This is a genomic window from Methylobacterium amylolyticum, from assembly GCF_030700245.1.
Classification (GTDB): domain Bacteria; phylum Pseudomonadota; class Alphaproteobacteria; order Rhizobiales; family Beijerinckiaceae; genus Methylobacterium.
This window is the reverse complement of record NZ_JAUYZI010000012.1, coordinates 36,321-60,477: the sequence shown is the minus strand read 5'-3', so window position 1 is coordinate 60,477 and position 24,157 is coordinate 36,321. Positions and strand designations below refer to the sequence as shown.

Here is a 24,157-nt window from a genome sequence, read left to right as displayed (position 1 = left end):
GGCCGCCCCGTCAGGGCCGGACCGGTTCCGCCGGCGCCGCGGCGACGGACGGGACGGCTTCGAGCCGGCGGGCGGCCACGAAGGACAGGCGCCGCCGCAGGCCCAGGATCGGCCGCTCGATCGCGTGCCAGGAGACCATCGCGAACAGCAGGATGCAGGGCAGCGCCAGCAGGATCTGCTGCGCCGTGTCGCGCACCGGCACCAGCGTCACCATCGCCTGCTGGATCGGCCAGCCGTAGAGGTAGATCCCGTAGGAGTAGTCGCCCCGCCGGAGCAGGCCGGGCACCGGCACGTCGGTCACGCCGAAGCAGGCCGTGAGTTAGACCAGCGCCGGCAGCACCACGAGGTTCATGAGCGGGTATTGCGGCAGCGCCGCCGTGTCCGCGAGGTCGAGCGCGCCGGCCGCGAGCACCAGCGCGGCCGCCAGGGTGATCGGCGCCCAGTGGTAGGGCAGCCGGTGCCGGTAGAGGTAGACGGCGATGCCGAGCAGGAACGCCACGTAGAGCCGCGAGGCCTTGCCGACGAACAGCTTGTCGGCGACGAGCGCCGGCAGGGCGGGCAGGCCGTTCCCGGCGCCCCAGGCCAGGAGGAACCCGAGGACGATCACCGCGCCCGCGGCGGCGAGGACCAGCCCGGGCCGCCGCAGCGCTCCCGACAGCACGCAGACCGACATGATCGCGTAGCAGGCGATCTCGTGCGGGATGGTCCAGAGCGACCCGTTGACCACGTCGGTCGGATTGCCGGCGAACACGCCGGGCAGCACGTAGGTGATCACCCCGACGATGTTGGCGAAGTACCGGTAGGTCCCGGGATCGGCGAAGTAGCCGCGCGTCGCCAGCACCGTGAACAGCGGCCCCAGGACGAGGGCGCTGAGCACCACCTCCACGGCCAGCGCCGGCACGATGCGCAGCGCCCGGTTCAGCAGGAAGTCCCGCAGCCGCAGCCGCAGTGCGCTGGCCGTGATGAGGAAGCCGCTCAGGCCGAAGAAGGCCGAGATGATCGAGTAGCCGCCGAGTTCGAAGAAGCGGTTGCCCGGCGCGATGTCGCCCTGCACGATCGCGCGCCCGTGCCAGACGACGACGCCGACCGCGAGCGCGATGCGCAGGATGTCGAAGCCCGGCGCGAGGCCGCTGTGCCGGTCGAGGCGGGAACCGATGGTCTGCATGGGACGCCGCCGCGCCGGTCCGCTCCGGCCCCGGAGAGGCTAGTCCGGGCGGCCGCCGGGCTGAAGGGCGGGCCGTCCGGATGCGTAGTCTGCGCCTGTGGGCAGCGGGGACTCAGCGTCCCGCGAGCAGCGGCGACCACGTCGGGTCGGAGGCGTAGCTCGGGGTCGGCACCGGCTGCTCCACCCGGCCGGTGATGTCGACCATGTAGAGCTTGCCGCCGCCCTGGCCGCCGGGATCGCGGAAGAACAGCACGTACTGGCCGTTGGGCGAGAAGGTCGGCCCCTCGTTGTGGAAGCCCTCGGTCAGCACCCGCTCGCCGCTCCCGTCGGGCTTCGACACGCAGATCGCGAAGCCGCCGTTGCGCTGCCGGGTGTAGGCGATCAGGTCGCCGCGCGGCGACCACGCCGGCTGCGAGGCGGAGCCCGCGCCGAAGGTGATGCGGTGCGGGTTCGAGCCGTCGGCGCCCATCACGTAGACCTGCTGCGAGCCGCCGCGGTCGGATTCGAACGCGATCTGCGTGCCGTCCGGCGCGTAGGTCGGCGAGGTGTCGATGGCGATGCCGTTGGTGATCGGGCGCTGCGCCTTGGAGGCGAGGTCCATGGTCACGATGTCGGCGTTGCCGCCCTGCTGCACGCTCATCACCAGCCGGCGCCCGTCCGGGGAGAAGCGCGGGCTGGAACTCATCGACTCGGCGGTGCCGAAGGCCTGCCGCGAGCCGGTCTCCAGGTTGATCACCTGCACCCGCGGCTGGTGGCCGCTGGCCTGGGCCATGAACGCGATGTCCTGGGTGGCCGGCGAGTAGCGCGGGGCGACGATCGACATCTCGCCGCTGGTGATCGCCCGGACGTTGGCGCCGTCCTGGTCCATCACCATCAGCCGCTTGCGGCGGTTCTCCTTCGGGCCGGACTCGTCGACGAAGGCGATGCGGCTGTCGAACCACGGCCCGAGGCCGGTGATCTTGGTGTAGACCGCGTCCGAGATCAGGTGGCCGGTGCGGCGCGCGTTGGCCGGCTCGGTGGCGTATTGCTGGCCGGTCATCTGCTGGCCGGAACTCACGTCCCACAGCCGGAACTCGACCTTGAGCCGCCCCGAGCCGTCGCGCGAAACGCGGCCGGTGACGAGGCCCTGGACGCCCGCCGCCCGCCACTTCTCGAAGTTCGGGGCGGCGTCGAAGGGCGGGTTCTCGGGGAACTTGGCGTGGTCGAGGGGCGCGAAGTAGCCCGAGCGGCGCAGGTTGTTCGTCACCACGCCGGAGACGAGGCCGCCGAGGCTGGCGTCGCCCCCGAAATCCGCCACCGCGATCGGCATCGGCTGGAACGCGCCGCTGCCGATGCGGAGCTGGAGCTGGGCCTGGGCCGGCCCGGCGAGGCCGAGTGCGGCCGTCATCAGGGCGAGGAGCGTCAGCAGGCGCGCGGGCAGGGACGCCGTGCGGCGCCGGAGGGTCAGGCTGTCGGGCATGGTCTCGGTCTGGGGCGGTCAGTCGGCAGGGGGAGACGGGCGGCGCGGGGTCATGTCGCCGAGAACTCGAACTCCGCGTTGATGGCCTTCCAATCGTTGTAGTACGGCGCGTAGGTGGCGGGGATGTGATACGGCGCGCACCGCCGCACCGCCCGCAGAGCCGCCTGCGCGATCGACTGGTCGACGGAGCTGGCGCCGCCGCGCATGATTCGCGGCTCGGAGCCCAGCGACCCGTCCGGGTTCAGACGGATGTCGAGCACCGGCAGCACCACCCCCTGCGCCGCGCCGGGGGGCGCCGAGTAGCAGCGCTCGATCTGCTGCTGGAGCAGGCCGACCAGGGCGTCGCGGAGCGAGGGCGACAGGCGCTGCGCCGTGCCGGTGGCCGCGCCGAGCGCCGCCACCTTCTGCACCGCGTGGCCGGTGGCGCCCGTCGACTGCGACGGCGCCTTGGAGGCGAGCAGCGAGCGGATGTCGCCCGCGTTGAACTTGTCGGCGAGTTCGGCCTGCTTGCGGGCCTTGGCCTCGGCGTCGGCCTTCGCCTTGGCGTCGGCGACCGCCTTGGCCTTCGCTTTGGCCGCGGCGTCCGCCTTGGCCTTCGCGGCGGCCTCGGCCTTCTCGCGCTCGGCCTCCGCCTTCGCCTCGGCGATCTGCTTCTGGCGCTCGGCCTCGGCCTCCGCCTTGGCCTGCGCGTCGGCCTTGGCCTTCGCCTCCGCGACCTTCTTGGCCGCTTCGGCCTTGGCGGCCTCGGCCTTCGCCTTGGCTTCCGCCTTCGCGGCCGCGGCGGCCTCGGCTTCCTGGCGCTCGATCAGCTTGTCGAGCTGCTCGCGCTTCTCGGCCTCGGCCTTGGCGTGCGCCTCCGCCTTGGCTTTCGCCTCGGCCGCCTTCTCCGCCGCAGCCTTCGCCGCAGCCGCCTTCTCGGTAGCGGCCTTCTCCGCCTTCTCGGCGTCGCGCTTCTCCTGCGCGGCCTTGGCCGCCTTGGCGACCTCGGCCGGGTCGGGCTCGGGCGGCATCCGCAGCGGCATCTCCTCCGCGTAGGCGAGCTTCATGTCGGCGGTGCGGGTGGGCGCGGTCGGCGCGTCGGTCTTGGCGTTCTCCGGCTCGCGATCCTCGACCTTCTCGGCCTGACGGTCGGCCCGCGTCTGCGCGTTCGGCATCGGCTTCTCGGCCTGCCGCTCGCCCCGGGTGATCTCGGAGAGCTGGTTCTCGGTGATGACCTCGACGGGCACGCCCTCCTGCGCCTCGGGCAGGGCCGGGGCGGCGACGCTGACCAGCGCCAGGGTCAGCAGCGCGACGTGCGTGCCGGCCGAGATCCAGACGCCGGGTTCCCTGCGGTCGAAGGAAAGCGCCACGGGCTCGTCCTTACTGGTGCTCGGGCTCGGTCACGAGGGCGACCCGCTTGAAGCCGCCGCCGGTGACGATCGCCATGACCTGGGCGACGCGGCCGTAATCGACCCGCTTGTCGCCGCGCACGAACACGCGCTCGTCGGGACCGGATTTGGCCGCCGCGGTGAGCCGCTCGACGATCGCGCCGTCGGTCAGCTCGTCCTCGCCGAGGAAGACCTGGCCGGTCTGCCGGATGGAGAGGGTCAGCGGTTTGGTGTCGGAGTTGAGCGGCGAGGCCTTCGACTGGGGCAGGTCGAGGGGCACGCCGACCGTCATCATCGGCGCCGCCACCATGAAGATGATCAGCAGCACCAGCACGACGTCGATGAACGGCGTCATGTTGATCTCGTTGATGGCGCCGCTGCGCCGTCCCCGCCTGCGCCGGCGCTTCGCGCCGCCGGCCGCGCCTGCCGCCATGGCCATCGCGTCGTCTCCTCAGGCCGCCAGCGAGAGGCGCTCGTCGATCTGGCGGGAGAGGATCGCCGAGAACTCGTCGGCGAAGCCTTCGAGCCGCGACTGCGCCTTGGCGACCTCGGCCTGGAGCTTGTTGTAGGCGAGCACCGCGGGGATCGCCGCGAACAGGCCGATGGCGGTGGCGAACAGCGCCTCGGCGATGCCGGGCGCCACCACCGCGAGCGAGGTGTTCTTGGAGGCCGCGATCGAGGTGAAGGCGGTCATGATGCCCCAGACCGTGCCGAACAGGCCGATATACGGGCCGGCCGAGCCGATCGAGGCGAGGAACAGCAGGCGCGATTCCAGCCGCTCGACCTCGCGGTGGATCGTCACGTCGAGCTGCTTCTCGATGCGCTGCGACAGCGACTGCACCTGCCGGCCCGAGCCCTCGAACGAGCGCTTCCACTCGCGCATGGCCGCCACGAACACCGCGGCGAGGCCCGTCGCCGGGCGGTCGTTGAACGAGCGGAACAGCTCCTCAAGGGAGCGGCCGGACCAGAACGCGTCCTCGAACGCGTCCATCTCGGTCTTGGTGCGGCGGAACAGCAGCGTCTTGTCGACGATGATCGACCAGCACCAGATCGAGGCCCCGAGCAGGCCGAGCATCACCGCCTTCACGACGAAGTGGGCCTGAAGGAACAGGCCGAGCAGCGACATGTCGGCGACAGGCGCGGCCTGCATCGCGTCGGCTGGGGTCATCCGTCGAGGTCTCCTGCTCCGGGCCGGTGCCGAACGGGCATCCACGTCGGCGACGAGCGCTTCGAGACGCAGCGGCCGCCGGAAGCGTGAGCGATATCAAGGCTGTCGCCCGCGAATCTGTCGAAAGTAAGGGTCGCGCCCCGGCGGGGCGGGCCCTCACGCGCCGCAGCCCTGTTAGGGGCGCGACAGGGTTAAGGATCGGTTGCGATCCGGGCGATCGTGGGGCGGCGGCGCCCTGGACGGGCGGGAGCGCGCCTCTCTATGGTGCCGACCGATCCGCGGCGGCCGGAATGCCGCGGCGGGAGGAGCCATGACCGCAGGAGCACACACCGCGGGAGCCTTGACCGCACCCGTGCCGAGCCTGTCCGAGCGGCTGCGCGACGGCGCGGGCCACCTGCTCGGCTGGGCCTGCCTCGGCGATCCGGCGGTCGCCGGCATGATGGCGCGGGCGGGCTTCGACGCGGTGCTGCTCGACCAGCAGCACGGGACGTTCGAGGTCGCCTCCACCGCCGCGGCCCTCACCGAGCTGGCCCTGAGCGGCACGCCCGGCCTCGTGCGCGTGGCGGTCGGCGATTTCGCGATGGCCTCGCGGATGCTCGACGCGGGCGCCGCCGGCATCGTCGCCCCGATGATCAACACCGTGGCCGATGCCCGGGCGCTCGCGGCGGCGACGAAGTATCCGCCGGTCGGCCAGCGCAGTTGGGGCCCGGACCGGGCGATGTGGTTTTCGGGTCAGGGATCCGGGTCGGACTACCTCGCCACCGCCAACGCCCGCACCACCACCATCGCCATGTGCGAGACCCGGGAGGCCATCGACGGGCTCGCTGGGATCCTCGCCGTGCCGGGCATCGACGGCATCCTCGTCGGGCCCTCGGACCTGTCGATCGCCCTGTCGGACGGCGCCGCCCTGGACCCGCTCGGCGCCGCCGTCACCGCCGCGCTGGAGGAGATCGTCCGCCGCACGCGGGAGGCGGGCAAGGTCGCCTGCGCCTTCGGGCACTCGCCGGAGCGGGCCCGCGAGATGATCGGCATGGGCTTCCACCTCGTCTCGGTCGGCTACGACGCGATGCTCGTGGCGGGCGCCTTCGCCGCGGCGCTGCGGATCGCGCGGGCCTGAACCCTCAGGCCGCGTCCGGCGGCGCGAGCCGGGCGCGCAGCGCGTCGGGCAGGCGCACGGCCCGGCCGTCGCGGACGCAGGCGACCGTGACGTCCGCCGCCACGAGCAGGTCGCCCTCGCGCCGGACCTCCTGGGCGAGCCGCATCGAGGCGCCGCGCAGGTCGAGCGTGCGGGTGAGGACGGTGAGCAGGTCGTCCATCCCTGCCGGCCGGGCGAAGTCGAGGCTCATCCGCCGCACCACGAACACCAGCCCGCGCGCCGCGCGGTGCAGCTCGGACTGGTCGCCGGCCAGGACGCGCAGGAACTCGGTCCGCCCGCGTTCCAGGAAACGCAGGTAGCTCGCGTGGTAGACGAAGCCGGAGAAATCCGTGTCCTCGTAGTAGACCCGCACGACGTGCGCGTGGTCGCCCGAGCGGGTCCCCCGATCCCCGGCCGTCTCTTCCAAGACCATCTCATCCCCGGCCATCTTCTCTCCGGCCATGTCGCCTCCTCCTCGCCCGCCGTCGGGGCGGTCTCCTCAGGGCTCCGAACTCGGATGAACGCGACACATCCGCAGCGTGTTTTCGCCGGTTCTGACACGCACGCCGTCATCCCGGGGCGCCGGAGGCGAGCCCGGGATCCAGAAACGCCGACGACAGCCAAGCCCGGCACGCCCTGTGGTTCTGGATTCCGGGCTCCGCTGCGCGGCCCCGGAATGACGGTGGTGGTGGATCGCAGCCGAGGTGACCCGGCGTTAACCCGAGTTCGGAGCCCTGGGCAGTCTCCCACACCGGGATTGCCGGTCGTGCCCGCGCGGGCTATCGGCCGTCGCACGCACCGGCGCCGCTGCGCGCCGAGCGGAACGGGACCGTTGCGGTCCGGATGCTTCGGCGGAGGCCTGCATGGCGCTGAGAATCCTGATCACCGGCGGTGCCGGGTTCCTCGGCTCGCATCTCTCCGAGGTGCTGCTGGCGCAGGGCCACGAGGTGCTGTGCGTCGACAACTTCTTCACCGGGCGCAAGGGCAACATCGCGCACCTGCTCGACGACCATCGCTTCGAGCTCCTGCGCCACGACGTCACCCACCCGCTGTTCGTCGAGGTCGACCGGATCTACAACCTCGCCTGCCCGGCCTCGCCAGTGCACTACCAGTTCGACCCCGTCCAGACGACCAAGACCAGCGTCATGGGCGCGATCAACATGCTGGGGCTCGCCAAGCGCCTGCGCGTGCCGGTGCTCCAGGCCTCGACCTCGGAGGTCTACGGCGACCCGCTCGTCCACCCCCAGCCCGAGGGCTACTGGGGCAACGTCAACCCGCTCGGGCCGCGCTCCTGCTACGACGAGGGCAAGCGCTGCGCGGAGACGCTGTTCTTCGACTACCACCGCCAGCACCGGGTGCCGATCAAGGTGGTGCGCATCTTCAACACCTACGGCCCGCGCATGCACCCCAACGACGGGCGGGTGGTGTCGAACTTCGTGGTGCAGGCGCTGCGCGGGCAGCCGATCACCGTGTTCGGCGAGGGCCAGCAGACGCGCTCGTTCTGCTACGTCGACGACCTCGTGCGCGGCTTGGCCGCGATGATGGAGACGGGCCCGGCGGTGACCGGGCCGGTCAACCTCGGCAACCCGGGGGAGTTCACGATCCGGCAGCTCGCCGAGCTGGTGGTGGAGATGACCGGCTCGCGCTCGCGGCTGGTGTTCGAGCCGCTGCCGGTGGACGACCCCAAGCAGCGCCGGCCCGACATCACGCTGGCCGGCGAGCTGCTCGACTGGCGCCCGAGCGTGCCCCTGCGCGAGGGCCTGACCCGGACCATCGCCTACTTCGACCGGCTTCTCGCGGCGGGCGAGGCGTAGGGCGGCCAACCGGGCTTGCGCGCGGCCGGGAGGGCGACGCTCGGACCCAATCCCGGCGTCGGCGGGTAGCGATCGCGCCACATCCACGCCGCCGCCGTACCGCCACAGGTTGGCCGGGAGGCGCGCGGACACGGTTTGAACGAGACGCGCGGGCGGCCGTCCGGTAATCGGGCACGGAGGAGCGTCGGCGGGCACGGGGTCCGCGCCGTCCGGCCCGGAATCCATCGACATCATGTGGCTCATCGACGGTCTGTTCGTGGTGTGGCTCGCGCTGCTGGCGGGGGGCGTCGTCGTCGCGTGGCGGTTCCAGCGCGGCCTCGGCAACCGGATCGAGCTGGCCCGGGAGCCGGCCGTGGTCGTGATCGCACCGGTGAAGGGGACGAGCCGCCACCTCCCGACCTTCGTCGCGCGGCTGCGCGCCCAGCGCTACGGACGCTACCGGATCGTCGCCGTCGTCGAGGCGGAGACCGATCCGGCCGTGCCCGTCCTGCGCGCCGCCGCCGAGGGGCCCGGCGCGCCCCTGACGATCGCCGTGGCGGGCCTCTCGGTCGACGAGGGCCAGAAGGTCCACAACCTGATCCACGCCCTCGACCGGCTGGAGTCCGGCGACGAGATGGTGGCCTTCGTCGACGCGGACACGCAGCCCGCGCCGGACTGGCTGGTGCGCCTCGTGGAACCGCTGACCCGCGGCGGCATCGACGTGGTCACGGGCCACCGCTGGCTGATCCCGGTGAACGGCGACGTGCCGAGCGCGGTCACCGCGGCGGCGACCAACTCGCTCGTCGCCGCCCTGCGGATCTGGGACGTGGTCTGGGGCGGCACCTGCGCCATGCGCCGCGAGACGGTGGAGCGGATCGGCCTGCGCGAGCGCTGGCGCGGCGCGATCGTCGACGACGTGTTCCTGACGCGGATCGTGCACGAGCACCGGCTGCGGCTCCTGGCGCCGCGCAGCCTCATCGTGCCCTCGCCGGTGGAGCACAGCGCCCGCTCGGCCCTCGCCTTCGGGCGCCGCCAGTACAAGTTCGTGGGCTGGTATCTGCCGAAGATCTGGTGGAGCGCCGTGGCGGCGACCACGTTCCATCTCGTCGCCGGGGCGTGCGCGCTGGTCCTGGCCCTGCGGGGGGACCTGTTCGCGATCCTGGCCCTCGTCGTCGCCGTCGCCCTGGCGCAGGCCCGGGCCGAGGTACGCCTGATGATCGTGCGCAAGACGTTCGACGTCGAGGCGCAGCGGGCCTACCGCGCCAAGGCCGACTACGCGGTGCGCTGGCTGCCGCCCCTCTGGATCGGCCTGCACGTCGTGTCCGGCTGGAGCACCCTGCTCTCGCGTCGCCTCGTCTGGGCCGGCGTGGTCTACGAGTTCCGCGGGCATCGCGAGACGCGGATCGTCTCGCGGCCCGCGGCCTGAGCGGGTCAGGGGGTCGCGACGCCGAGCTGCGCCGCGACCCGGCGGGCGGTGGCCTCGCGCCGCGCGGTGACCTCCGCCGCCGCCTCCCGGGCCCGGGCGAGCACGGCGGCCGGCGCCCGCTCGGGCGTGCCGGCGTCGAAGGGCGGCTCGGGGGCGTAGGCCATGGTGAGCTGGATCACCTGCGCCGCCTCGTCCCCCCGCAGGCGCGCCGCCGCGGTGAGCGCCCCGTCGATCCCCGCGGTGACGCCCGCGGCGCAGACGAGGTTGCCGTCCTCGACCACCCGGGCGTTCACGGGAATCGCGCCGAACAGCGGCAGCAGGTGGTGGGCGCTCCAGTGCGTCGTCGCGCGCCGGCCCTTGAGCAGGCCGGCCGCGCCGCAGATCAGGGCGCCGGTGCAGACCGGGAACACGCACAGCGCACCGGCCGCCTGCGCGCGGATCCAGCCCAGCACCGCCTCGTCCTCCATCAGCGCCTCCTGGCCGTAGCCGCCGGGCACGTGCAGCAGGTCGAGCTGCGGCGCCGCGTCGAGGGTGGCGTCGGGGGTGAGCCGCAGGCCGCGCACGTCGCGCACGGCGTTCATGTCGCGCGCGTAGATCCGGTAGGTCGCGTTCGGGACGCGCGCGAACACCTCGAACGGTCCGGTGAGGTCGATCTGGTCGAGCCCGTCGAACAGCAGCGAGCCGATCTGGAGGTGACGGTCTGGGTCGATCATGCGTGCAGGACCTTCTCGGTGGGATGGATCAGGGAGGCGGGTCGGATGCGGAAGCGGTCCCGGTAGTCGCCGGGGGGCACGCCGACGTGGCGCAGGAAGGCCCGGCGCAGGGTCTCGTCGGCCTGGAAGCCGCAGCGCCCGGCCACGGCGGCGACCCCCGCGCCGCTCTCCAGCATCCGCCGGGCGGCCTCGACGCGCAGCCGCTCCAGGAGCCGGGCCGGCGTCTCGCCGGTCTCCGCGCGGAAGGCGCGGGCGAACTGGCGCGGGCTGAGGCCGGCGCGGGCGGCGAGATCCTCGACGCGCAGCGGCCGGTGCAGGTTCTCGCCCATCCAGGCCACGAGGTCGGCGAGGCGGGCGGGAAGGTCGGTCTGGGCCGTGAGCAGGCTGCTGAACTGCCTCTGCCCGCCGGGACGGCGCAGGAACATCACCAGCTCCCGTGCGACAGCTAGCGCCAGGGCGTGGCCGTAATCCGCCTCCACCAGGGCCAGCGTCAGGTCGATCCCGGCGGTGATGCCGGCCGAGGTCCAGACGCCGCGCTCGTGCAGGTAGATCGGCTCCGGATCGACCGCGAGGTCGGGGTGGCGGCGGGCGAGCTCCCGGCACCAGCGCCAGTGCGTCGTGACCCGCCGCCCGGCCAGGCACCCGGCGGCGGCGAGGATGAAGGCGCCGGTGCAGACGCCGACGACGCGCCGGGCCCGCGCGGCGAGCGCCAGCGTGAGATCCCGGACGGCGTCCTCGTCGCAGCGCCGCCGCGCCCCCTGGCCGCCCGCAACGATCAGCGTGTCGAACGGTCCCCAGGCGCCCAGGTCCTCGGCGGTGACGGTCGAGCCGAGCGGCAGGCCGGCGGTCGTCGCGGACGCCCCCGGCTCCGCGACGATGTGGAGGGCGACCTCGTAGAGCGCGGCATCGCCGGTCGGGCCCTCGGCGAGACGTCCGGCCTGAGCGAGAACCTCTGCGGGCCCGGCGATGTCGAGAAGCTGCGCCGGCGCCGCCGCGAGGATCAGGACGCGGCGGGGAGGTCGGTGGCTGAGCGGTGCGGGGGCGCTGGGCATGGCCGCGACCGTGGCACCGGCTCGGTGCCGTCACAACGTCGTTGTCCCCTCGTTTTCTGCCATCCGCGGCGCCGGCCGCGGCGGGATGCGCGCGAGTCCGGCGGCAGCCCAGCGGCCGGAGCCGGACGGGGGAAAGGCGTCGCTAGGCCGCGTAGCGCGCCAGCGTCACCGCGGTGTCGCCGTAGGCTCGCCGTTCCAGTTCGGAGAAGCCCTCCGGCCACGCGATCCGGGTGGTCTCCGCCTCCTCGACCACCGCCAGGGCGCCGGGCGCGAGCCAGTCCCCCGCGGCCGCGCTCGCCAGGGCCGCGGGGGCGAGGTCGCGGCCGTAGGGGGGGTCGCAGAACACCAGGGAGAACCGGCCGGCCGGTCCGGCGGGCCCGAGCCGGGTGGCGTCGCGGCGGAACAGGCGGGTGACGCCCTCCGCGCCGAAGGCCTCGACGTTGGCGCGGATCACGGCGCGCGCCTCGGCGCCCTCGTCGACGAGGAGCGCGTAGGACGCCCCCCGCGACAGCGCCTCGAAGCCGAGCGCCCCCGTGCCGGCGAACAGGTCGAGCACCCGGGCACCCGCGACGGCGTCGCCGTAGGCGTGGGTCAGCACGTTGAACAGCGCCTCGCGGAGGCGGTCCGAGGTCGGCCGGATGGTGTCGGACCGGGGCGTCGCGAGGCGTCGGCCGCGCCACGCCCCGCCGACGATCCTCACCGCCCGCCGCGGGGCGGGCGGCCGCCGGGCTTCGGGCCGCGCCCGCCACCGGGCGGTCTGCCGCCGCCTGGCGGGCGCCCACCCGCACCCTGGGGCCGGCCGCCGGAACCCTGAGGCCGGCCGCCGCCGGGCGGTCTGCCGCCCCCCCCGGGTCCGCCGCGACCCTGTCCTCCGGGCTTGCCGTCCCCGAAGGCGGGCCTGCCGCCCCCGAAGCTCGACTTGCCACCCCCGAAGGCAGACTTGCCGCCCCCGAAGGCGGGCCTGCCGCCGGGTGCCTTGCCGCCGGGCGGTCTGCTACCCGCCGGCTTGTCACCGGTCGACCTGCCGCGCGGCGGGCCGCGGTCCCCGCCGCGCACCGGCTCCTCTCCGAAGGCCCCGCGTCGGGCCGGCGGCCTGCCGGCGTCGCGCCGGTCGCCGTCGCGGGCCGGGCCGGGCCCGCCCCGTCCCGGGCCGCGCGGCGGGCGCCCATCGCCCGAAGGGGGCCGATCGGGCCGGCCCGCGCGCGGCGGCCGGTCATCACGGCCGATCGGGCGGTCACCGCCCGCGGCCGGGCCGGGGGCGGTGCGGGAGAAGCGGCGGCGGGGCTCGGCCTCGGGCTGCGGCTGCGGCGGCGCCGCCGTGAGCCGCTCGACCACGACCCGGCGTTCCCCCTTGCGGATCGAGCCGACGCGCTCGCGGCCGCGCTCAGCGGCGGCGGCCTGGGCCGCCCGGGGATCGGCGCCGCGGCGCGGCACCCGCGTCCCGTGGGGGGCCTGGGCGCCCTCGTCCGACCGCCAGACCGAACGCCGCGGCCCAGAGCCCGAGCCGCCGGTCGAGACGCGCTGCGGGCTCGGGCGGGCGGCGTCGCGCCGGGGCCGCTCGGCGGCCGGGGCCTGTGCCGGGCGTGCCGGCTTCGGCGAGCCGAACGGCGGGATCGGCTCGCGCACCGGGCTGTCGAAGTCGACCCCGGCCTGCTCGGACAGGCTCTTGCCGAGCTGGTCCTTCAAAACCCGGGTCCGCACCTCCTCGACGAGGCCGGGTTCGAGGTCGCCGAGCTGGAACGGGCCGAAGGACAGCCGGATCAGCCGGTTCACCCGCAGGCCGAGATGTTCGAGGATCCGCTTGACCTCGCGGTTCTTGCCCTCGCGCAGGCCGAGCGTCAGCCAGAGGTTGTCGCCCTGCACGCGGTCGAGGGTCGCCTCGACCGGGCCGTACTCCATGCCGTCGATGGTGACGCCCTTGGCCAAGCGGTCGAGCTGCGCTTGGTCGGTGTCGCCGTGGGCGCGGACCCGGTAGCGCCGCAGCCAGCCGGTGTCGGGATGGGCGATCACCTTCGCGAGACCGCCGTCGTTGGTCAGCAGCAGCAGCCCCTCGGTGTTGATGTCGAGCCGCCCCACCGCGACAACCCGCGGCATGTCCTCCGGCAGCACCTCGAACACCGTCTGGCGCCCTTCCGGGTCGCGGGCGGTGGTGACGAGCCCCCGCGGCTTGTGGAAGATCCACAGGCGGCTGCGCTCGCGCTCCGGCATCGGCTCGCCGTCGACGAGGATGCTGTCGTCCTCGGTGACGTTCAGGGCGGGGGAGGCGATCACCGCGCCGTTCACGCTGACGCGGCCGGCGAGGATCATCGCCTCGGCGTCGCGGCGCGAGGCGATCCCGGCACGGGCCATCGCCTTGGCGATGCGCTCGCCCGGAGGCGTTTCGCCCGCGGGCGTCTCGTCCGGGCCCGCTTCGCCCGGGAGAATCTCGCCCGGCTCGGTGGCCTCGGCCTCCGTGGCAGCGGCCGGCGGCGCCGCGTCGGGGCGCCCGCGGCGCCGGGGCTCATCACCGCCGGGTGCGCGGCGCGCGGCGCGCTTGGGCCGGCCGGGCGCCTCCGGTACTCCGGTCCCGGCATCGGTGGCCGGCGCCCAGGGAGCGGCGGGCGCGGCGTCACCGCCCGGGCTCGCGGAGGCCGGCGCGTCGTCTTTCGGCAAGTCGGTCATCCGCGGCCCATACCAGAGCCGATCGGCGCAGGCGAGACGGGCGGCGCGGCGCGCAGGGCTCCGAACTCGGGTCAACGCAGGCTCGGCAGCGCCTTTTTTGCGAGAGGCCGCGTCATTCCGGGACTGCGCAGCAGGGCCCGGAATCCAGAACCGCCCCCGCGTGCCAAGCATGGCGCGAGACCCGGCGCGCAAGACTCGGATTGCCAGCGGTTCTGGATTCCGGGCTCGCCTGCGGCGCCCCGGAATGACGGACTGCGTGTGATACGGCTTCCGGTTGAGGGGTTCGGGATCGACGCTCCCCGTCTTTGCGAGCGCAGCGAAGCAATCCAGTGGCGCCAACGTCCGACGAACGCGCGCTGCCCTGGGTCGCTTCGCCTACGGCTCGCGATGACGGCGCGGGGCCGGATCACCGAACGGTTCACCCGGAAACGGTATCACAGGTTGCGGGTCGTTAACGCGATTTCGGAGCCCTGGCGCGGCGCGCCCATGCGGGAGCGCGGTCCGGCAGGACCGCTTCCGTGCGGTGCCGCGTCCGAGCGCCGTCAGAGACGGGGCGAGCGGCCGCGCATCACGCCGAACACCGCGGAGATCAGGAACAGCGCGATCGCGACGAAGAAGACGATCTTGGCCGCCTCCATGGCGGTGCCGGCGATGCCGCCGAAGCCGAGAAGCGCCGCGACGAGGGCGACGACGAGAAAGGTGATGGCCCAGCCGATCATGGCATCCTCGCGAAGGGTTCGGGTGAGAACTGGCCCCGGGCGACCGCGTCCGGTGCCGGTCGGACCCGTCCTCGGTGCAGCGCACCGCGGGCCGGTCCCGACCGTTGGTCGTGCGAAACGCCTCACCGAAGCGGCGACCGCTCCGGCCGAGGCGTCCGCCGTGTCCGATCAGAGCTTGTCGGTCGTCGACTTCACGGCGTCCTTGGCGTCGCCGACGGTGCCCTGGGCCTTGCCCTTGAGCTCCTGGGCGGCGCCCTCGGCCTTCAGCTTATCGTTGTTGGTAACGTCGCCGATGCCCTGCTTGGCCTTGCCGACGGCCTCGTTGGCGGCGCCCTTGATCTTGTCGGTGGTGCTGCTCATGGCGTCACTCCTCGATAGTGTTGCGGCGCGGGTCAGGTCGCCTCGGCCGCTTCGGGAACTGCAACGGTCACGGCCGGTGGAATGTTCCGGCCGTTAACATCGGGTCGGCGCCTCCTGGATGCTTGGCCCGGTGACCTTGGCCCGGCGACCGCCGCAGCTTCGGTGTGAGAACACGGTGATGGACGATCCGATCCGGCCGGCAGACTCGGAATCGCGATGCGCGGAACGCCTCGGGGCCGGCCGGACGGCCTTCGACCTCGCCTTCGAGGCGGCGCGCCGCGCCGCGGCGGCGGGCGAGGTTCCGGTCGGCGCCGTGGTCGTGCGCGACGGCGCGGTGCTGGCGGTGGCCCACAACCGTCCGAGGGTGCTGCGCGACCCGACGGCGCATGCCGAGATCCTGGCGATCCGCGCCGCCTGCGCCCGGATCGGGGACGAGCGGCTGACCGGCTGCGATCTCTACGTGACCCTGGAGCCCTGCCCGATGTGCGCCGGGGCGATCACCTTCGCCCGGATCCGCCGCCTGTACTACGCCGCCGCCGACCCGAAGGGCGGCGGCGTGGAGCACGGGCCCCGGGTGTTCAACCAGCCGACATGCCACCACGCCCCCGACGTGTACGGCGGGTTCCGGGAGGACGAGGCGGCGGCCCTCCTGCGCGGCTTCTTCGCGGCGCGGCGCGGGTGACGCGCCGGGCGGGACGCGCCATCGCCGAACCGCGCCCCGGCCCGGACGTTGGTCAGGCCTCTGGCCGGAGCCGCCCCATGACGCCAACCTACACCCGTGCCCTGATCGTCGGCGCCGGCCCCGGCCTCAGCGCCGCCCTGGCCCGGCTGCTCGCCGCCGACGGCCTGAAGGTCGGGCTCGCGGCCCGGGACGTCGGCAAGCTCGACGCCCTGGCCGCCGAGACGGGCGCCGCCGTCCATGCCTGCGACGCGACCCGCCCGGACGAGGTCGAGGCGCTGTTCGCCCGGATGGAGCCGGCGCTGGGCGGTTCGCCCGACGTGGTCGTCTACAACGCGAGCGGGCGCCTGCGCGGACCCGTGGTCGATCTCGACCCGGCGGCGGTGGCGCAGGCGGTGATGGTCTCGGCCTACGGCGGCTTCCTCGTCGCCCAGGCGGCCGCGCGGCGGATGCTGCCGCACCGGCACGGGGCGATCCTGCTCACCGGCGCCTCGGCGAGCCTGAAGGGCTTCGCCGGCTCGGCGCCCTTCGCGATGGGCAAGTTCGCCCTGCGGGGGCTCGGCCAGAGCCTCGCGCGCGAGTTGCAGCCGCAGGGCATCCACGTCGCCCACATCGTCGTCGACGGCGCGATCCGCAATCCGGCCCGCGCCCCCGAGCCCGCCGACGCCCCGGACAGCCACCTCGATCCGGACGCCATCGCGCGCGCCTACCGCGACCTCCTGCGCCAGGACCGCAGCGCCTGGACCTCGGAGCTGGAGCTGCGCCCGTGGCTCGAGCGCTTCTGAAGCCGCCGAGGGCGGGGTCAGGGATTGACGCGCAGGCCGACCAGGACGGTGTTGTCGTTGAAGCTCGCCCGGGCGACGTTGCTGGTGATCTCCTGGTAGATGTAGGTCCCGCGCAGGGTCAGCCAGCGGGTGAAGGCGTAATCGAACCGGGCGGTGGCCGAGAAGCCGGATTCCCGGGTCGTGCTGCCCTGGTAGGTGTTGCGCAGGAACGAGCCGCCCACGACGAAGGTGAGGTTGCGCAGCAGGTTGTGCTGGACCTCCAGCGTCCCGACATCGGTGAGGACGCCGCTTGAGCCCGGGATCGTGGTCTCGCTCACGCCGGTGGTCGCGGTCATCCGCACCGTCGTCAGCGGGCTCGCGGTCCAGACGAGCGAGGCGTTGACCAGCGGCGCGTTGATGTCGCGCAGGCTCGGATCGACGTAGGTGCGGTGCTGGATGCCCGCCGAGATCGTGCCGGTCAGCGAGCGCGCGAGGCCGAAGGAGGCGCCGGCCGTGAGCGCGATCCCGTCCGAGTCCCGGCGCACGCCGCCCGCATCGCGGATCTGGTCGTAGACGCGGGTGTCGAGCAGCAGGTCGACGAACGGGCTGAAGTCCGGCGTGACCTCGTAGCCGGCGCGCAGGTCGAGGCTGTACTGGTTGAGGTTGCGGTCGGACTGGTTAATCACCGTGCCGTCCGAGAGCCGGGCGTTGTCGAACTGCGAACGGTCGATCGACCCGCGCAGGGTGAGCGACAGGCGGTTGAACGTCTCCGTGGCGCCGAGCGACCCGCCGTAGACCGCGAGCAGCGGCCGGCTGGTGGCGCTCGCGGCCTGGAGGTTGGCGCTCGTCGTGCGCTGCGTGTCGACGAGGAACCGGCCCTCCGCATCGATCAGCAGATCGCGCGTCGCGTTCACGCGCATGCGCACGATGCCGTCGGCGGCGGGGCGGCTCGCGGCCTCGTTCTGCGGCGTCTCCAGGTAGGCGCCGCGCAGCGAGCCGGCCAGCACCGACGCGGCGGATTCGCCGTAGAAGTCCAGCCCGCCCTCGGTGCGCAGGGCCACCGAGCCCCGGGCGGCCTGCCGGAAGGTCTGGTCGGGGTTGGTGTCGTAGCCGACGCCCTGCGCGAAGGTCGGCAGCAGCGTGAAGGTGCCGACCTTGAAGCCGAGCGGCGCGTAGGCGGGATCGGGCGCGACCGAGCGCGCGAGGTCGGTGCCGAGGATGAAGCCCGGCGTCAGCAAGCCGAGGGCGGGCGAGGCGATCGGCACGCGCAGGGGCAGCAGGGTCAGGGCCCGCGTGGCGCCCGCCGCGGCGGCGGTCTGGGGCAGCGGCGCCCCGACCACCGCCTGCTGGACCACCGGCGTGAGCGCCAGGGCGGGGGTGGGCGCGCGCGTGGCGGTCTGGGTCAGCCGGCGCGTCGCCGAGCCGATGCGGCGCGGCGGGGCCGCCCGCGAGCGGAGCAGGCTCGACAGGCCGGAATTGTTCGACGTGGAGGGGAGGCCGCCGGTGCGCTGGCCGCCGGTGGTGACGCGGGTGTCGAGCTGCGACAGGCCGGGCTGGGCGGGCAGGCCCTGGACCTGCGGCTGGGTCGTGGCCTGGGTCGACGCCTGGGCCGGAGCCTGGACCGGGCCCTCGCCGCCGGTCCGGTCGCCGGACGTGTCCTCGCCGCCGAGCGCGTTGCGGCCGCCGCCGCGGGACAGCCCGTCCCCCAGGCGGCGGCGCAGCACCGGCAGGCCGTTCGGGCCGGCATCCTGGCCGACGCCCGGGTTGTCGGGCTGCCCGGTGACCGGGCTGATCGCGTCGAAGCGGGGGGATTGCGCCAGGGCCGCGCCCGGGAGCGCCGCGAGGACGGCCGCCAGCGCGCCGGCCGCCAGCATGCGCGCCGCGCGCTCCTCCGGTCCGGGGCCCCGCACGGCGGTCGGGGACGGCCTCGGCGCGGCCCGATCCAAAGCGGTCCGGCACGGCTCCGGCCGCACCTCCCGCCGTCCCTGGGAGCCTTCGCTCAGCACCGCTCTTGAGGCCCCCGCCCGTCCGCCGCGCGTCGCGCGCCGGGATCGCATCGCCCGATGCCGTGTCCCGCGGGACGCCGCATGGTTAATGAAGGCTAGCCGGACAGGGTTAACGGCCGGTCAACGGCGAGCCGCACGGCTCCTCCGGACCTGCGCCGCGCCGGTTGCACGACCGAATACCTGCGGTTGCATGTATTGGCGGACGGCGCCATGGCCCAATTCGCCGTCAAGATTGAGATCGCGACCGGCTTCTGGTAGAAACGACAGATGTTCGCGAATCCCGTCGCCTGATCTTCGGTCGCGAACGACGCAACCGGAGGTTCGGCATGGACGGGAATACGAAGCCGGCGGCGGGCCATAGGGCGGACTGCGCGGTTCGCATCGTCTGCGCTTACGTCGCCAGCAACCGGGTCCAGGCCCCCGAGTTGCCGTCCCTGCTCGCGAACGTGCATGCGAGCCTCGCCGGGCTCACCGCCCGCCCCGCGGCCGAGCCGGGCACGGCCGCCCGGGCGACGCCGACGCAGGTCCGCAGGTCGATCACCCCGGATCACCTCGTCAGCTTCGAGGACGGCAAGCCGTACAAGACGCTGCGGCGGCACTTGACGCTCCGCGGCCTGACGCCGGAGGCCTACCGGGAGAAGTGGGGTCTGCCCCGCGACTACCCGATGACCGCCGCCGCCTACTCCGCCCAGCGCTCCGAACTCGCCCGCAGCCTCGGCCTCGGCCTTCGGCATCGCGAGCCCGCAGCCATCGTCGAGCCGGCCGGGTCGAAGCCTCCGGCCGCGCGGCGCGGCCGGTAGGGCCCCGCTGCGTCGGCGGCGGATTGGGGCGGCGCGGCCGGGTCAGGCCGCGCGCACGAGGTCGCCGAGCAGGCTGGCCGCCACGGTCGCCTTCGAGACCGTGAGGCCCGAGGCCGCGATGGCGTCCACCGCGTCGCGGATGCGGGCGAGCGGCGCGCCGCGCGCCTTGGCCCACGCCTCCACCGCCTCGGGGCCGGCGCCGAGGTCGGCCACCACCTCCGCGGTGAGCTTGCGGTGGGCGGTCGCGATCCCCGCCACCGCCCGTTCCAGAGCGACCCGGTCGAACGTGTCGGCGACCGCGACGGTGCGCGCCGCGGCGGCGAGGTCGTCGAGGCGGAAGGCGTGCTCCAGGGCGAAGTGGGTCGCCGCCACCTCCTCGACCGGTCGGCCGCTGATCTCGGCGACGCGCACGATGTCCGGGGCCGAGACCAGGGCGGTGAGCGAGGCGAGCCGCCGGGCGCGCGCCGGGTCCATGCCGAGCCCGGTCAGCTCCGCCTCCCGGGCGGCGATCGCCTCGCGGGCCTCCTCGCCGAGCACCCGCGGCAGCGCCGCCTCCACCGCCGCGACGCCGTCCCGATACCGGGCGACGATCGGTGCCAGCCCGCCCGAGAGGTCGAGGTTGCGGATGAACCAGACGATGCGGTTGGCGAGCAGCTCCTGCACCTCCGCGTAGAGGCCGAGCTGCGCCTGTCCGCCGATCCGCCCGCTGAGCCCGTCGATGGCGAGATTCAACTCCATCAGCCCGAACGCGTCCCGGGTCACGGCGTAGGCCTTGGCGATGGCCGCCGCGTCCGCCCCGGTGCCGTCGACCAGCCGCGTGACCAGGGAGGGCCCGCCGCGGTTGACGATGATGTTGGCGAGCGCGGTCGCGATGATCTCCCGGCGCAGCCGGTGGCCCTTCACCGCGTCGGGGAAGCGCTCGCGCAACGCCTTCGGGAAGTAGCGCTGCAATTCCCGATCGAAGTACGGGTCGTTCGGCACGGCGCTGTCGAGGATGCCGTCGTGCAGCGCCAGCTTGGCGTAGGCGAGCAGCACCGCGTATTCCGGCCGGGTCAGCCCCTCGCCGCGGCGCATGCGCTCGGCGAGGACCGCGTCGTCGGGCAGGAACTCCACCGCGCGGTCGAGGCGGCCCGCGGCCTCCAGGGCCTGCATGGTCCGCATCGCGAAGCCGGTCTCGCCGAGCCCGCCGCGCAGGGCGAGCGACAGGGACAGCGTCTGCAATTCGTTGTTGCGCAGGACGAGGTGGCCGACCTCGTCGGTCATCTCGGCGAGCAGCGCGTTGCGCGCGTCGTAGCTGAGGCGCCCGTCGCGCTCCGGCTCCATCAGGGCGACCTTGATGTTCACCTCCACGTCCGAGGTGTTCACGCCGGCCGAGTTGTCGATGGCATCCGTATTCAGCCGGACGCCCGAGCGCGCGGCCTCGATCCGCCCGCGCTGGGTCAGGCCGAGATTGGCGCCCTCGCCGATCACCTTGGCGCGCAGTTCCGGCGCGGTGATGCGCACGGCGTCGTTGGCCCGGTCGCCCGCGTCGTCGTCGGTCTCGGTGGTGGCGCGGATGTAGGTGCCGATGCCGCCGAACCAGAGCAGGTCGGCGGGCGCCTTGAGGATCGCCTGCATCAGCTCGGCCGGCGTCGCCTCGGTCCGGTCGAAGCCGAGCGCCGCGCGCATTTCGGCCGAGAGCGGGATCGTCTTGAGCGACCGGGAGAACACGCCGCCGCCGGGCGAGATCAGGCCCGTGTCGTAATCCGCCCAGGAGGAGCGGCCGAGGTCGAACAGCCGCTGCCGCTCGGCGAAGCTCGTCGCGGCGTCCGGGTTCGGGTCGAGGAAGATGTCGCGGTGGTCGAAGGCCGCCAGCAGCCGGATGGTCGGGGACAGCAGCATGCCGTTGCCGAACACGTCGCCGGACATGTCGCCGACGCCGACGACGGTGAACGGATCGGACTGCGTGTCGAGGTCGATCTCGCGGAAGTGGCGCTTCACCGCCTCCCACGCGCCGCGGGCGGTGATGCCCATGCCCTTGTGGTCGTAGCCCTGGCTGCCGCCGGAGGCGAAGGCGTCGCCGAGCCAGTGGCCGCGCTCGATCGACAGGGCGTTGGCCACGTCCGAGAAGGTCGCGGTGCCCTTGTCGGCGGCGACCACGAGGTAGGCGTCGGCGGGGTCGTGGCGGACGGTGTCCGGCGGCGGCCGGATCGCCCCGTCGACGATGTTGTCGGTCAGCTCCAGGAGGGTGCGGATGAAGATCCGGTAGCTCTCGGTGCCCTCCGCCATCCAGGCGGCGCGGTCCGAGGCCGGCGGCAGGCGCTTGGGGAAGAACCCGCCCTTGGCGCCCACGGGGACGATCACCGCGTTCTTCACCTGCTGGGCCTTGACCAGGCCCAGGATCTCGGTGCGGAAATCCTCCGGCCGGTCGGACCAGCGCAGGCCGCCGCGGGCGACGTAGCCGAAGCGCAGGTGCACGCCCTCGACGCGGGGCGAGTAGACGAAGATCTCGAACAGCGGCCGCGGCAGCGGCATGCCCGACACCTTCGCGCAGGCGAACTTGAAGCTGATCGTCCCGCGCGGGCCGCCGTCCTCCGCCTGCTGGTAGAAGTTCGTGCGCAGCGCCGCCTCGACGAGGTTGACGTAGCGGCGCAGGATCCGGTCGTCGTCGAGGCTGGTGACGCCCGCGAGCGCCGCCTCGATCTCGGCCCGCACCGCGGCCTCCGCCGCCGCCCGGTCGCCCGACGCGGCCGGGTCGAATCGGGCGCGGAACAGGGCGACGAGGCCCCGGGCGATCTCCGCGTGCCGGGCCAGCGTGCCGGCGATGTAGTCCTGCCCGTAGCGGATGCGGAGCTGGCGCAGGTAGCGGCCGAGCGCCCGCAGCAGCGCGGCCTCGCGCCAGGGCAGCCCGGCCTCCAGCACGAGGCGGTTGTAGCCGTCGGACTCGGCGAGGCCGTCGGCGATCGCGAGCATCGCCGCCTCCAGGGGCGCGGCCGTGCCGGCGAGGTCGATCGGCGCCCCCGTCGCCCGCTCCAGCAGCATGTCGTGCAGCCAGACCCGGTCCGCCTCGTCGGCGCCCGGGGGCAGCACCCGGTAGGTCCGCTCGTTGATCACCCGGAAGCCCAGGTTCTCCAGGGCCGGCACCCGGTCCGACAGGGCGATCGAGACCCCGCGCGAGAAGGCCTTGAGGCGGATCTGGTTCGCCGGATCGGTGTCGCGGCGGCCGATCTCGACGGCGCGCGGGCTCGCGGCGCCCAGGCGTTCGAGGATCGCGACGTCGGCGACCGCGACATCGGGGTGAAAGTTGTCGCGGTAGGCGGCGGAGAACGCCTCGGCGTAGCGCGCGGCGAGCGCCCGGGCGCGGGCTCCGTCGCCGCGCTCGGCCAGGGCCGCCCGCAGCCCGTCGGCCCAGGTGCGCACGATGCCCGCGATCCCGGCCTCCAGCGCGGCGGGGTCGCGCTCGGTCACGCCCTCCTCGGACAGGCCGACGATGTAGTGGGTCCGCGCCAGCGGCCCCTCGGGGAAGTCCGGGTAGGCCGCCGACAGGTGGCCGCCGTAGGCCTCGGCGAGGTAGGCGCCGATGCGGGCGCGCACGGTCGAATCGTAGCGGTCCTTCGGCACGTAGACGAGCAGCGAGACGAAGCGGCCGAACCGGTCGGGCCGGGACAGCACCCGGATGCGCGGCCGGTCGGCGAGGCTGGCGATGGCCAGGGTGAACCGGGTGAGCCGGTCGAGGTCGATCTGGAACAGCTCGTCGCGCGGGTAGGTCTCCAGCACCGCGAGCAGGCTGCGGCCGGCGTGGCTCGTCGGGTCGAGCCCGGCCCGGGTGGCCACCGCCTCGACCTTGCGACGCAGGATCGGCACCTCGCGGGCGGGGCTCGCGTAGGCGGAGGCCGTGAACAGGCCCACCAGCCGCACCTCGCCGGACAGCTTGCCGGCGGGCGAGAACAGCTTGATCCCGACATAGTCGAGGTAGCCGGCCCGGTGCACCCGCGACTTGACGCTGGCCTTGGTGATGATGAGCGCCTGCGGCTCCTCCAGGAAGGCGAGGATCTCGGGGGTGTAGTCGACCAGCGTCCGGCCGCGGCGCAGGACGGCCGCCCCGGGATCGCGCAGCACGCCGAGGCTCGACCCCTCGACCAGCGGATGCGTCTCGCCCTCGATGCCGTGCTCGCGCATGCCGAGCAGGGTGAAGTGGCCGTCCACCAGCCAGTCGAGGAAGGCGCGCGCCTCCGCCGTCTCGGCCTCGGGCAGCGACGAGGCGGTCCGGCCGAGCCCCTGGGACAGGTCCGCGAGGCGGGCGCGCATCGCCTCCGCATCGTCGTTCGCCAGCGCGACGTCGTGGTAGACCTGGGCGAGCCCGGCCTCCAGGAGCTTCCGGGCCTCGCCCTCCACCCGGTCGAGATGGATGTGCAGGAAGCTCTCGCGGGCGAAGCTGCCGTGCGCCTCCGCCGTGGTCTCGCCGACCACCCGGACCAGCGCGCCGTCGGCGTCGCGCTCGACGCCGAGGATCGGGTGGGCGACGAGATCGGGCGTCAGGCCCTGGGCGGTGAGTTCGGTCAGCGTCGAATCGAGCAGGAACGGCCGGTTGTCGTTGACCACCTCGACCACGGTGATCTCGCGCGACCGGCCCCCGCGCTCCACGGTCGCCTCGTGCAGCCGGACCCGCGCCGGGTCGCCCGGCCGCCGCGGCTCGGCCAGGACGGCCCGGGCGTCGCGGGCGAGGGCGGCCAGCGCCCCGGCGGCGTAGGGTGCGAGATCCTCCGGCGGCACGCGTCCCAGCAGGTCGCGCACGAAGCCGCCGGGACCGCCCTCGCGCGACATCGTCTCCGCCGCCGCCTCGATGAGCCCCGTGCGGGCCGTCTTCTCCTCCGAGGAGGACAGGGCGGTGGCAGTCTCGAGCGTCATGTT

At 74.0% G+C, this 24,157-nt stretch carries 21 protein-coding genes; 6 read left to right on the top strand and 15 right to left on the bottom strand.

Annotated features, from left to right (window positions below):
• Positions 1–10: 10 nt before the first annotated feature.
• The 6 genes from Q8W71_RS11000 to tolQ all read right to left on the bottom strand — a co-directional run bounded on the left by Q8W71_RS11000 (position 11) and on the right by tolQ (position 5,159).
• A complete protein-coding gene (locus Q8W71_RS11000) occupies positions 11–301 on the bottom strand; it encodes an acyltransferase family protein (RefSeq protein WP_305525403.1) in 291 nt (96 codons plus the stop codon).
• Between the two features lie 18 nt (positions 302–319).
• Positions 320–1,165: an acyltransferase family protein gene (locus Q8W71_RS10995; protein ID WP_305525402.1), complete on the bottom strand. Its 846-nt coding sequence runs from the start codon at positions 1,163–1,165 to the stop codon at positions 320–322.
• Between the two features lie 112 nt (positions 1,166–1,277).
• Positions 1,278–2,624, bottom strand: a complete 1,347-nt coding sequence (gene tolB / locus Q8W71_RS10990) for a Tol-Pal system beta propeller repeat protein TolB (protein WP_305525401.1) — start codon at positions 2,622–2,624, stop codon at positions 1,278–1,280.
• A 50-nt stretch (positions 2,625–2,674) separates the two neighbouring features.
• Entirely contained in the window at positions 2,675–3,973 is a 1,299-nt protein-coding gene (gene tolA, locus Q8W71_RS10985) for a cell envelope integrity protein TolA (protein WP_305525400.1), read from the bottom strand.
• A gap of 10 nt (positions 3,974–3,983) precedes the next feature.
• Positions 3,984–4,430, bottom strand: coding sequence for an ExbD/TolR family protein (locus tag Q8W71_RS10980; RefSeq protein WP_305525399.1), 447 nt, complete (start codon positions 4,428–4,430; stop codon positions 3,984–3,986).
• Between the two features lie 12 nt (positions 4,431–4,442).
• Positions 4,443–5,159 (bottom strand): protein TolQ, encoded by a 717-nt coding sequence (tolQ, locus tag Q8W71_RS10975; protein ID WP_305525398.1) that lies wholly within the window; start codon positions 5,157–5,159, stop codon positions 4,443–4,445.
• Positions 5,160–5,469: 310 nt separating this feature from the next.
• Here tolQ and Q8W71_RS10970 point away from each other — a divergent pair, with 310 nt between their 5' ends.
• Positions 5,470–6,276 carry an HpcH/HpaI aldolase family protein gene (locus Q8W71_RS10970; protein ID WP_305525397.1) on the top strand — a complete coding sequence of 269 codons (807 nt, stop codon included), beginning with the start codon at positions 5,470–5,472 and terminating at the stop codon, positions 6,274–6,276.
• 4 nt (positions 6,277–6,280) lie between these two features.
• Here the strand turns inward: Q8W71_RS10970 and ybgC are convergent, their stop codons facing one another.
• Positions 6,281–6,727, bottom strand: a complete 447-nt coding sequence (gene ybgC / locus Q8W71_RS10965) for a tol-pal system-associated acyl-CoA thioesterase (RefSeq protein WP_305525469.1) — start codon at positions 6,725–6,727, stop codon at positions 6,281–6,283.
• A 430-nt stretch (positions 6,728–7,157) separates the two neighbouring features.
• On the opposite strand from ybgC, the gene Q8W71_RS10960 reads away from it, so the two are divergent.
• Together Q8W71_RS10960 and Q8W71_RS10955 are read left to right on the top strand one after the other, a co-directional pair.
• Positions 7,158–8,108, top strand: a complete 951-nt coding sequence (locus tag Q8W71_RS10960; RefSeq protein ID WP_305525396.1) for a UDP-glucuronic acid decarboxylase family protein — start codon at positions 7,158–7,160, stop codon at positions 8,106–8,108.
• A 232-nt stretch (positions 8,109–8,340) separates the two neighbouring features.
• Positions 8,341–9,513 carry a glycosyltransferase family 2 protein gene (locus Q8W71_RS10955; protein ID WP_305525395.1) on the top strand — a complete coding sequence of 391 codons (1,173 nt, stop codon included), beginning with the start codon at positions 8,341–8,343 and terminating at the stop codon, positions 9,511–9,513.
• Positions 9,514–9,518: 5 nt separating this feature from the next.
• Here Q8W71_RS10955 and Q8W71_RS10950 read toward each other — a convergent pair whose 3' ends face one another.
• From Q8W71_RS10950 to Q8W71_RS10925, 6 genes are all read right to left on the bottom strand, one after another.
• The gene (locus tag Q8W71_RS10950; protein ID WP_305525394.1) at positions 9,519–10,226 is read right to left on the bottom strand and encodes a DJ-1/PfpI family protein; all 708 of its coding nucleotides are present in this window, start codon (positions 10,224–10,226) and stop codon (positions 9,519–9,521) included.
• A complete protein-coding gene (locus Q8W71_RS10945) occupies positions 10,223–11,278 on the bottom strand; it encodes a GlxA family transcriptional regulator (protein ID WP_305525393.1) in 1,056 nt (351 codons plus the stop codon). The genes Q8W71_RS10950 and Q8W71_RS10945 overlap by 4 nt, the downstream gene beginning before the upstream one ends.
• A gap of 142 nt (positions 11,279–11,420) precedes the next feature.
• Positions 11,421–11,978 (bottom strand): 16S rRNA (guanine(966)-N(2))-methyltransferase RsmD, encoded by a 558-nt coding sequence (gene rsmD, locus Q8W71_RS10940; protein WP_305525392.1) that lies wholly within the window; start codon positions 11,976–11,978, stop codon positions 11,421–11,423.
• Positions 11,975–13,939 carry a pseudouridine synthase gene (locus Q8W71_RS10935; RefSeq protein WP_305525391.1) on the bottom strand — a complete coding sequence of 655 codons (1,965 nt, stop codon included), beginning with the start codon at positions 13,937–13,939 and terminating at the stop codon, positions 11,975–11,977. The genes rsmD and Q8W71_RS10935 overlap by 4 nt, the downstream gene beginning before the upstream one ends.
• 542 nt (positions 13,940–14,481) lie before the next feature.
• Positions 14,482–14,658 carry a DUF1328 domain-containing protein gene (locus Q8W71_RS10930; RefSeq protein WP_305525390.1) on the bottom strand — a complete coding sequence of 59 codons (177 nt, stop codon included), beginning with the start codon at positions 14,656–14,658 and terminating at the stop codon, positions 14,482–14,484.
• Between the two features lie 168 nt (positions 14,659–14,826).
• Positions 14,827–15,018 carry a CsbD family protein gene (locus Q8W71_RS10925; RefSeq protein WP_305525389.1) on the bottom strand — a complete coding sequence of 64 codons (192 nt, stop codon included), beginning with the start codon at positions 15,016–15,018 and terminating at the stop codon, positions 14,827–14,829.
• A 175-nt stretch (positions 15,019–15,193) separates the two neighbouring features.
• Here Q8W71_RS10925 and Q8W71_RS10920 point away from each other — a divergent pair, with 175 nt between their 5' ends.
• Positions 15,194–15,700, top strand: a complete 507-nt coding sequence (locus tag Q8W71_RS10920) for a nucleoside deaminase (RefSeq protein WP_370875385.1) — start codon at positions 15,194–15,196, stop codon at positions 15,698–15,700.
• Between the two features lie 77 nt (positions 15,701–15,777).
• Entirely contained in the window at positions 15,778–16,482 is a 705-nt protein-coding gene (locus Q8W71_RS10915) for an SDR family oxidoreductase (protein ID WP_305525387.1), read from the top strand.
• Positions 16,483–16,499: 17 nt separating this feature from the next.
• Here Q8W71_RS10915 and Q8W71_RS10910 read toward each other — a convergent pair whose 3' ends face one another.
• Entirely contained in the window at positions 16,500–18,335 is a 1,836-nt protein-coding gene (locus tag Q8W71_RS10910) for an outer membrane beta-barrel protein (protein ID WP_305525386.1), read from the bottom strand.
• A gap of 458 nt (positions 18,336–18,793) precedes the next feature.
• Between Q8W71_RS10910 and Q8W71_RS10905 the strand changes: the two genes are divergently transcribed.
• Positions 18,794–19,267, top strand: a complete 474-nt coding sequence (locus tag Q8W71_RS10905) for a Ros/MucR family transcriptional regulator (protein WP_305525385.1) — start codon at positions 18,794–18,796, stop codon at positions 19,265–19,267.
• Between the two features lie 42 nt (positions 19,268–19,309).
• On the opposite strand, the gene Q8W71_RS10900 is transcribed toward Q8W71_RS10905, so the two are convergent.
• Positions 19,310–24,154 carry an NAD-glutamate dehydrogenase gene (locus tag Q8W71_RS10900; RefSeq protein ID WP_305525384.1) on the bottom strand — a complete coding sequence of 1,615 codons (4,845 nt, stop codon included), beginning with the start codon at positions 24,152–24,154 and terminating at the stop codon, positions 19,310–19,312.
• Positions 24,155–24,157 lie beyond the last annotated feature (3 nt).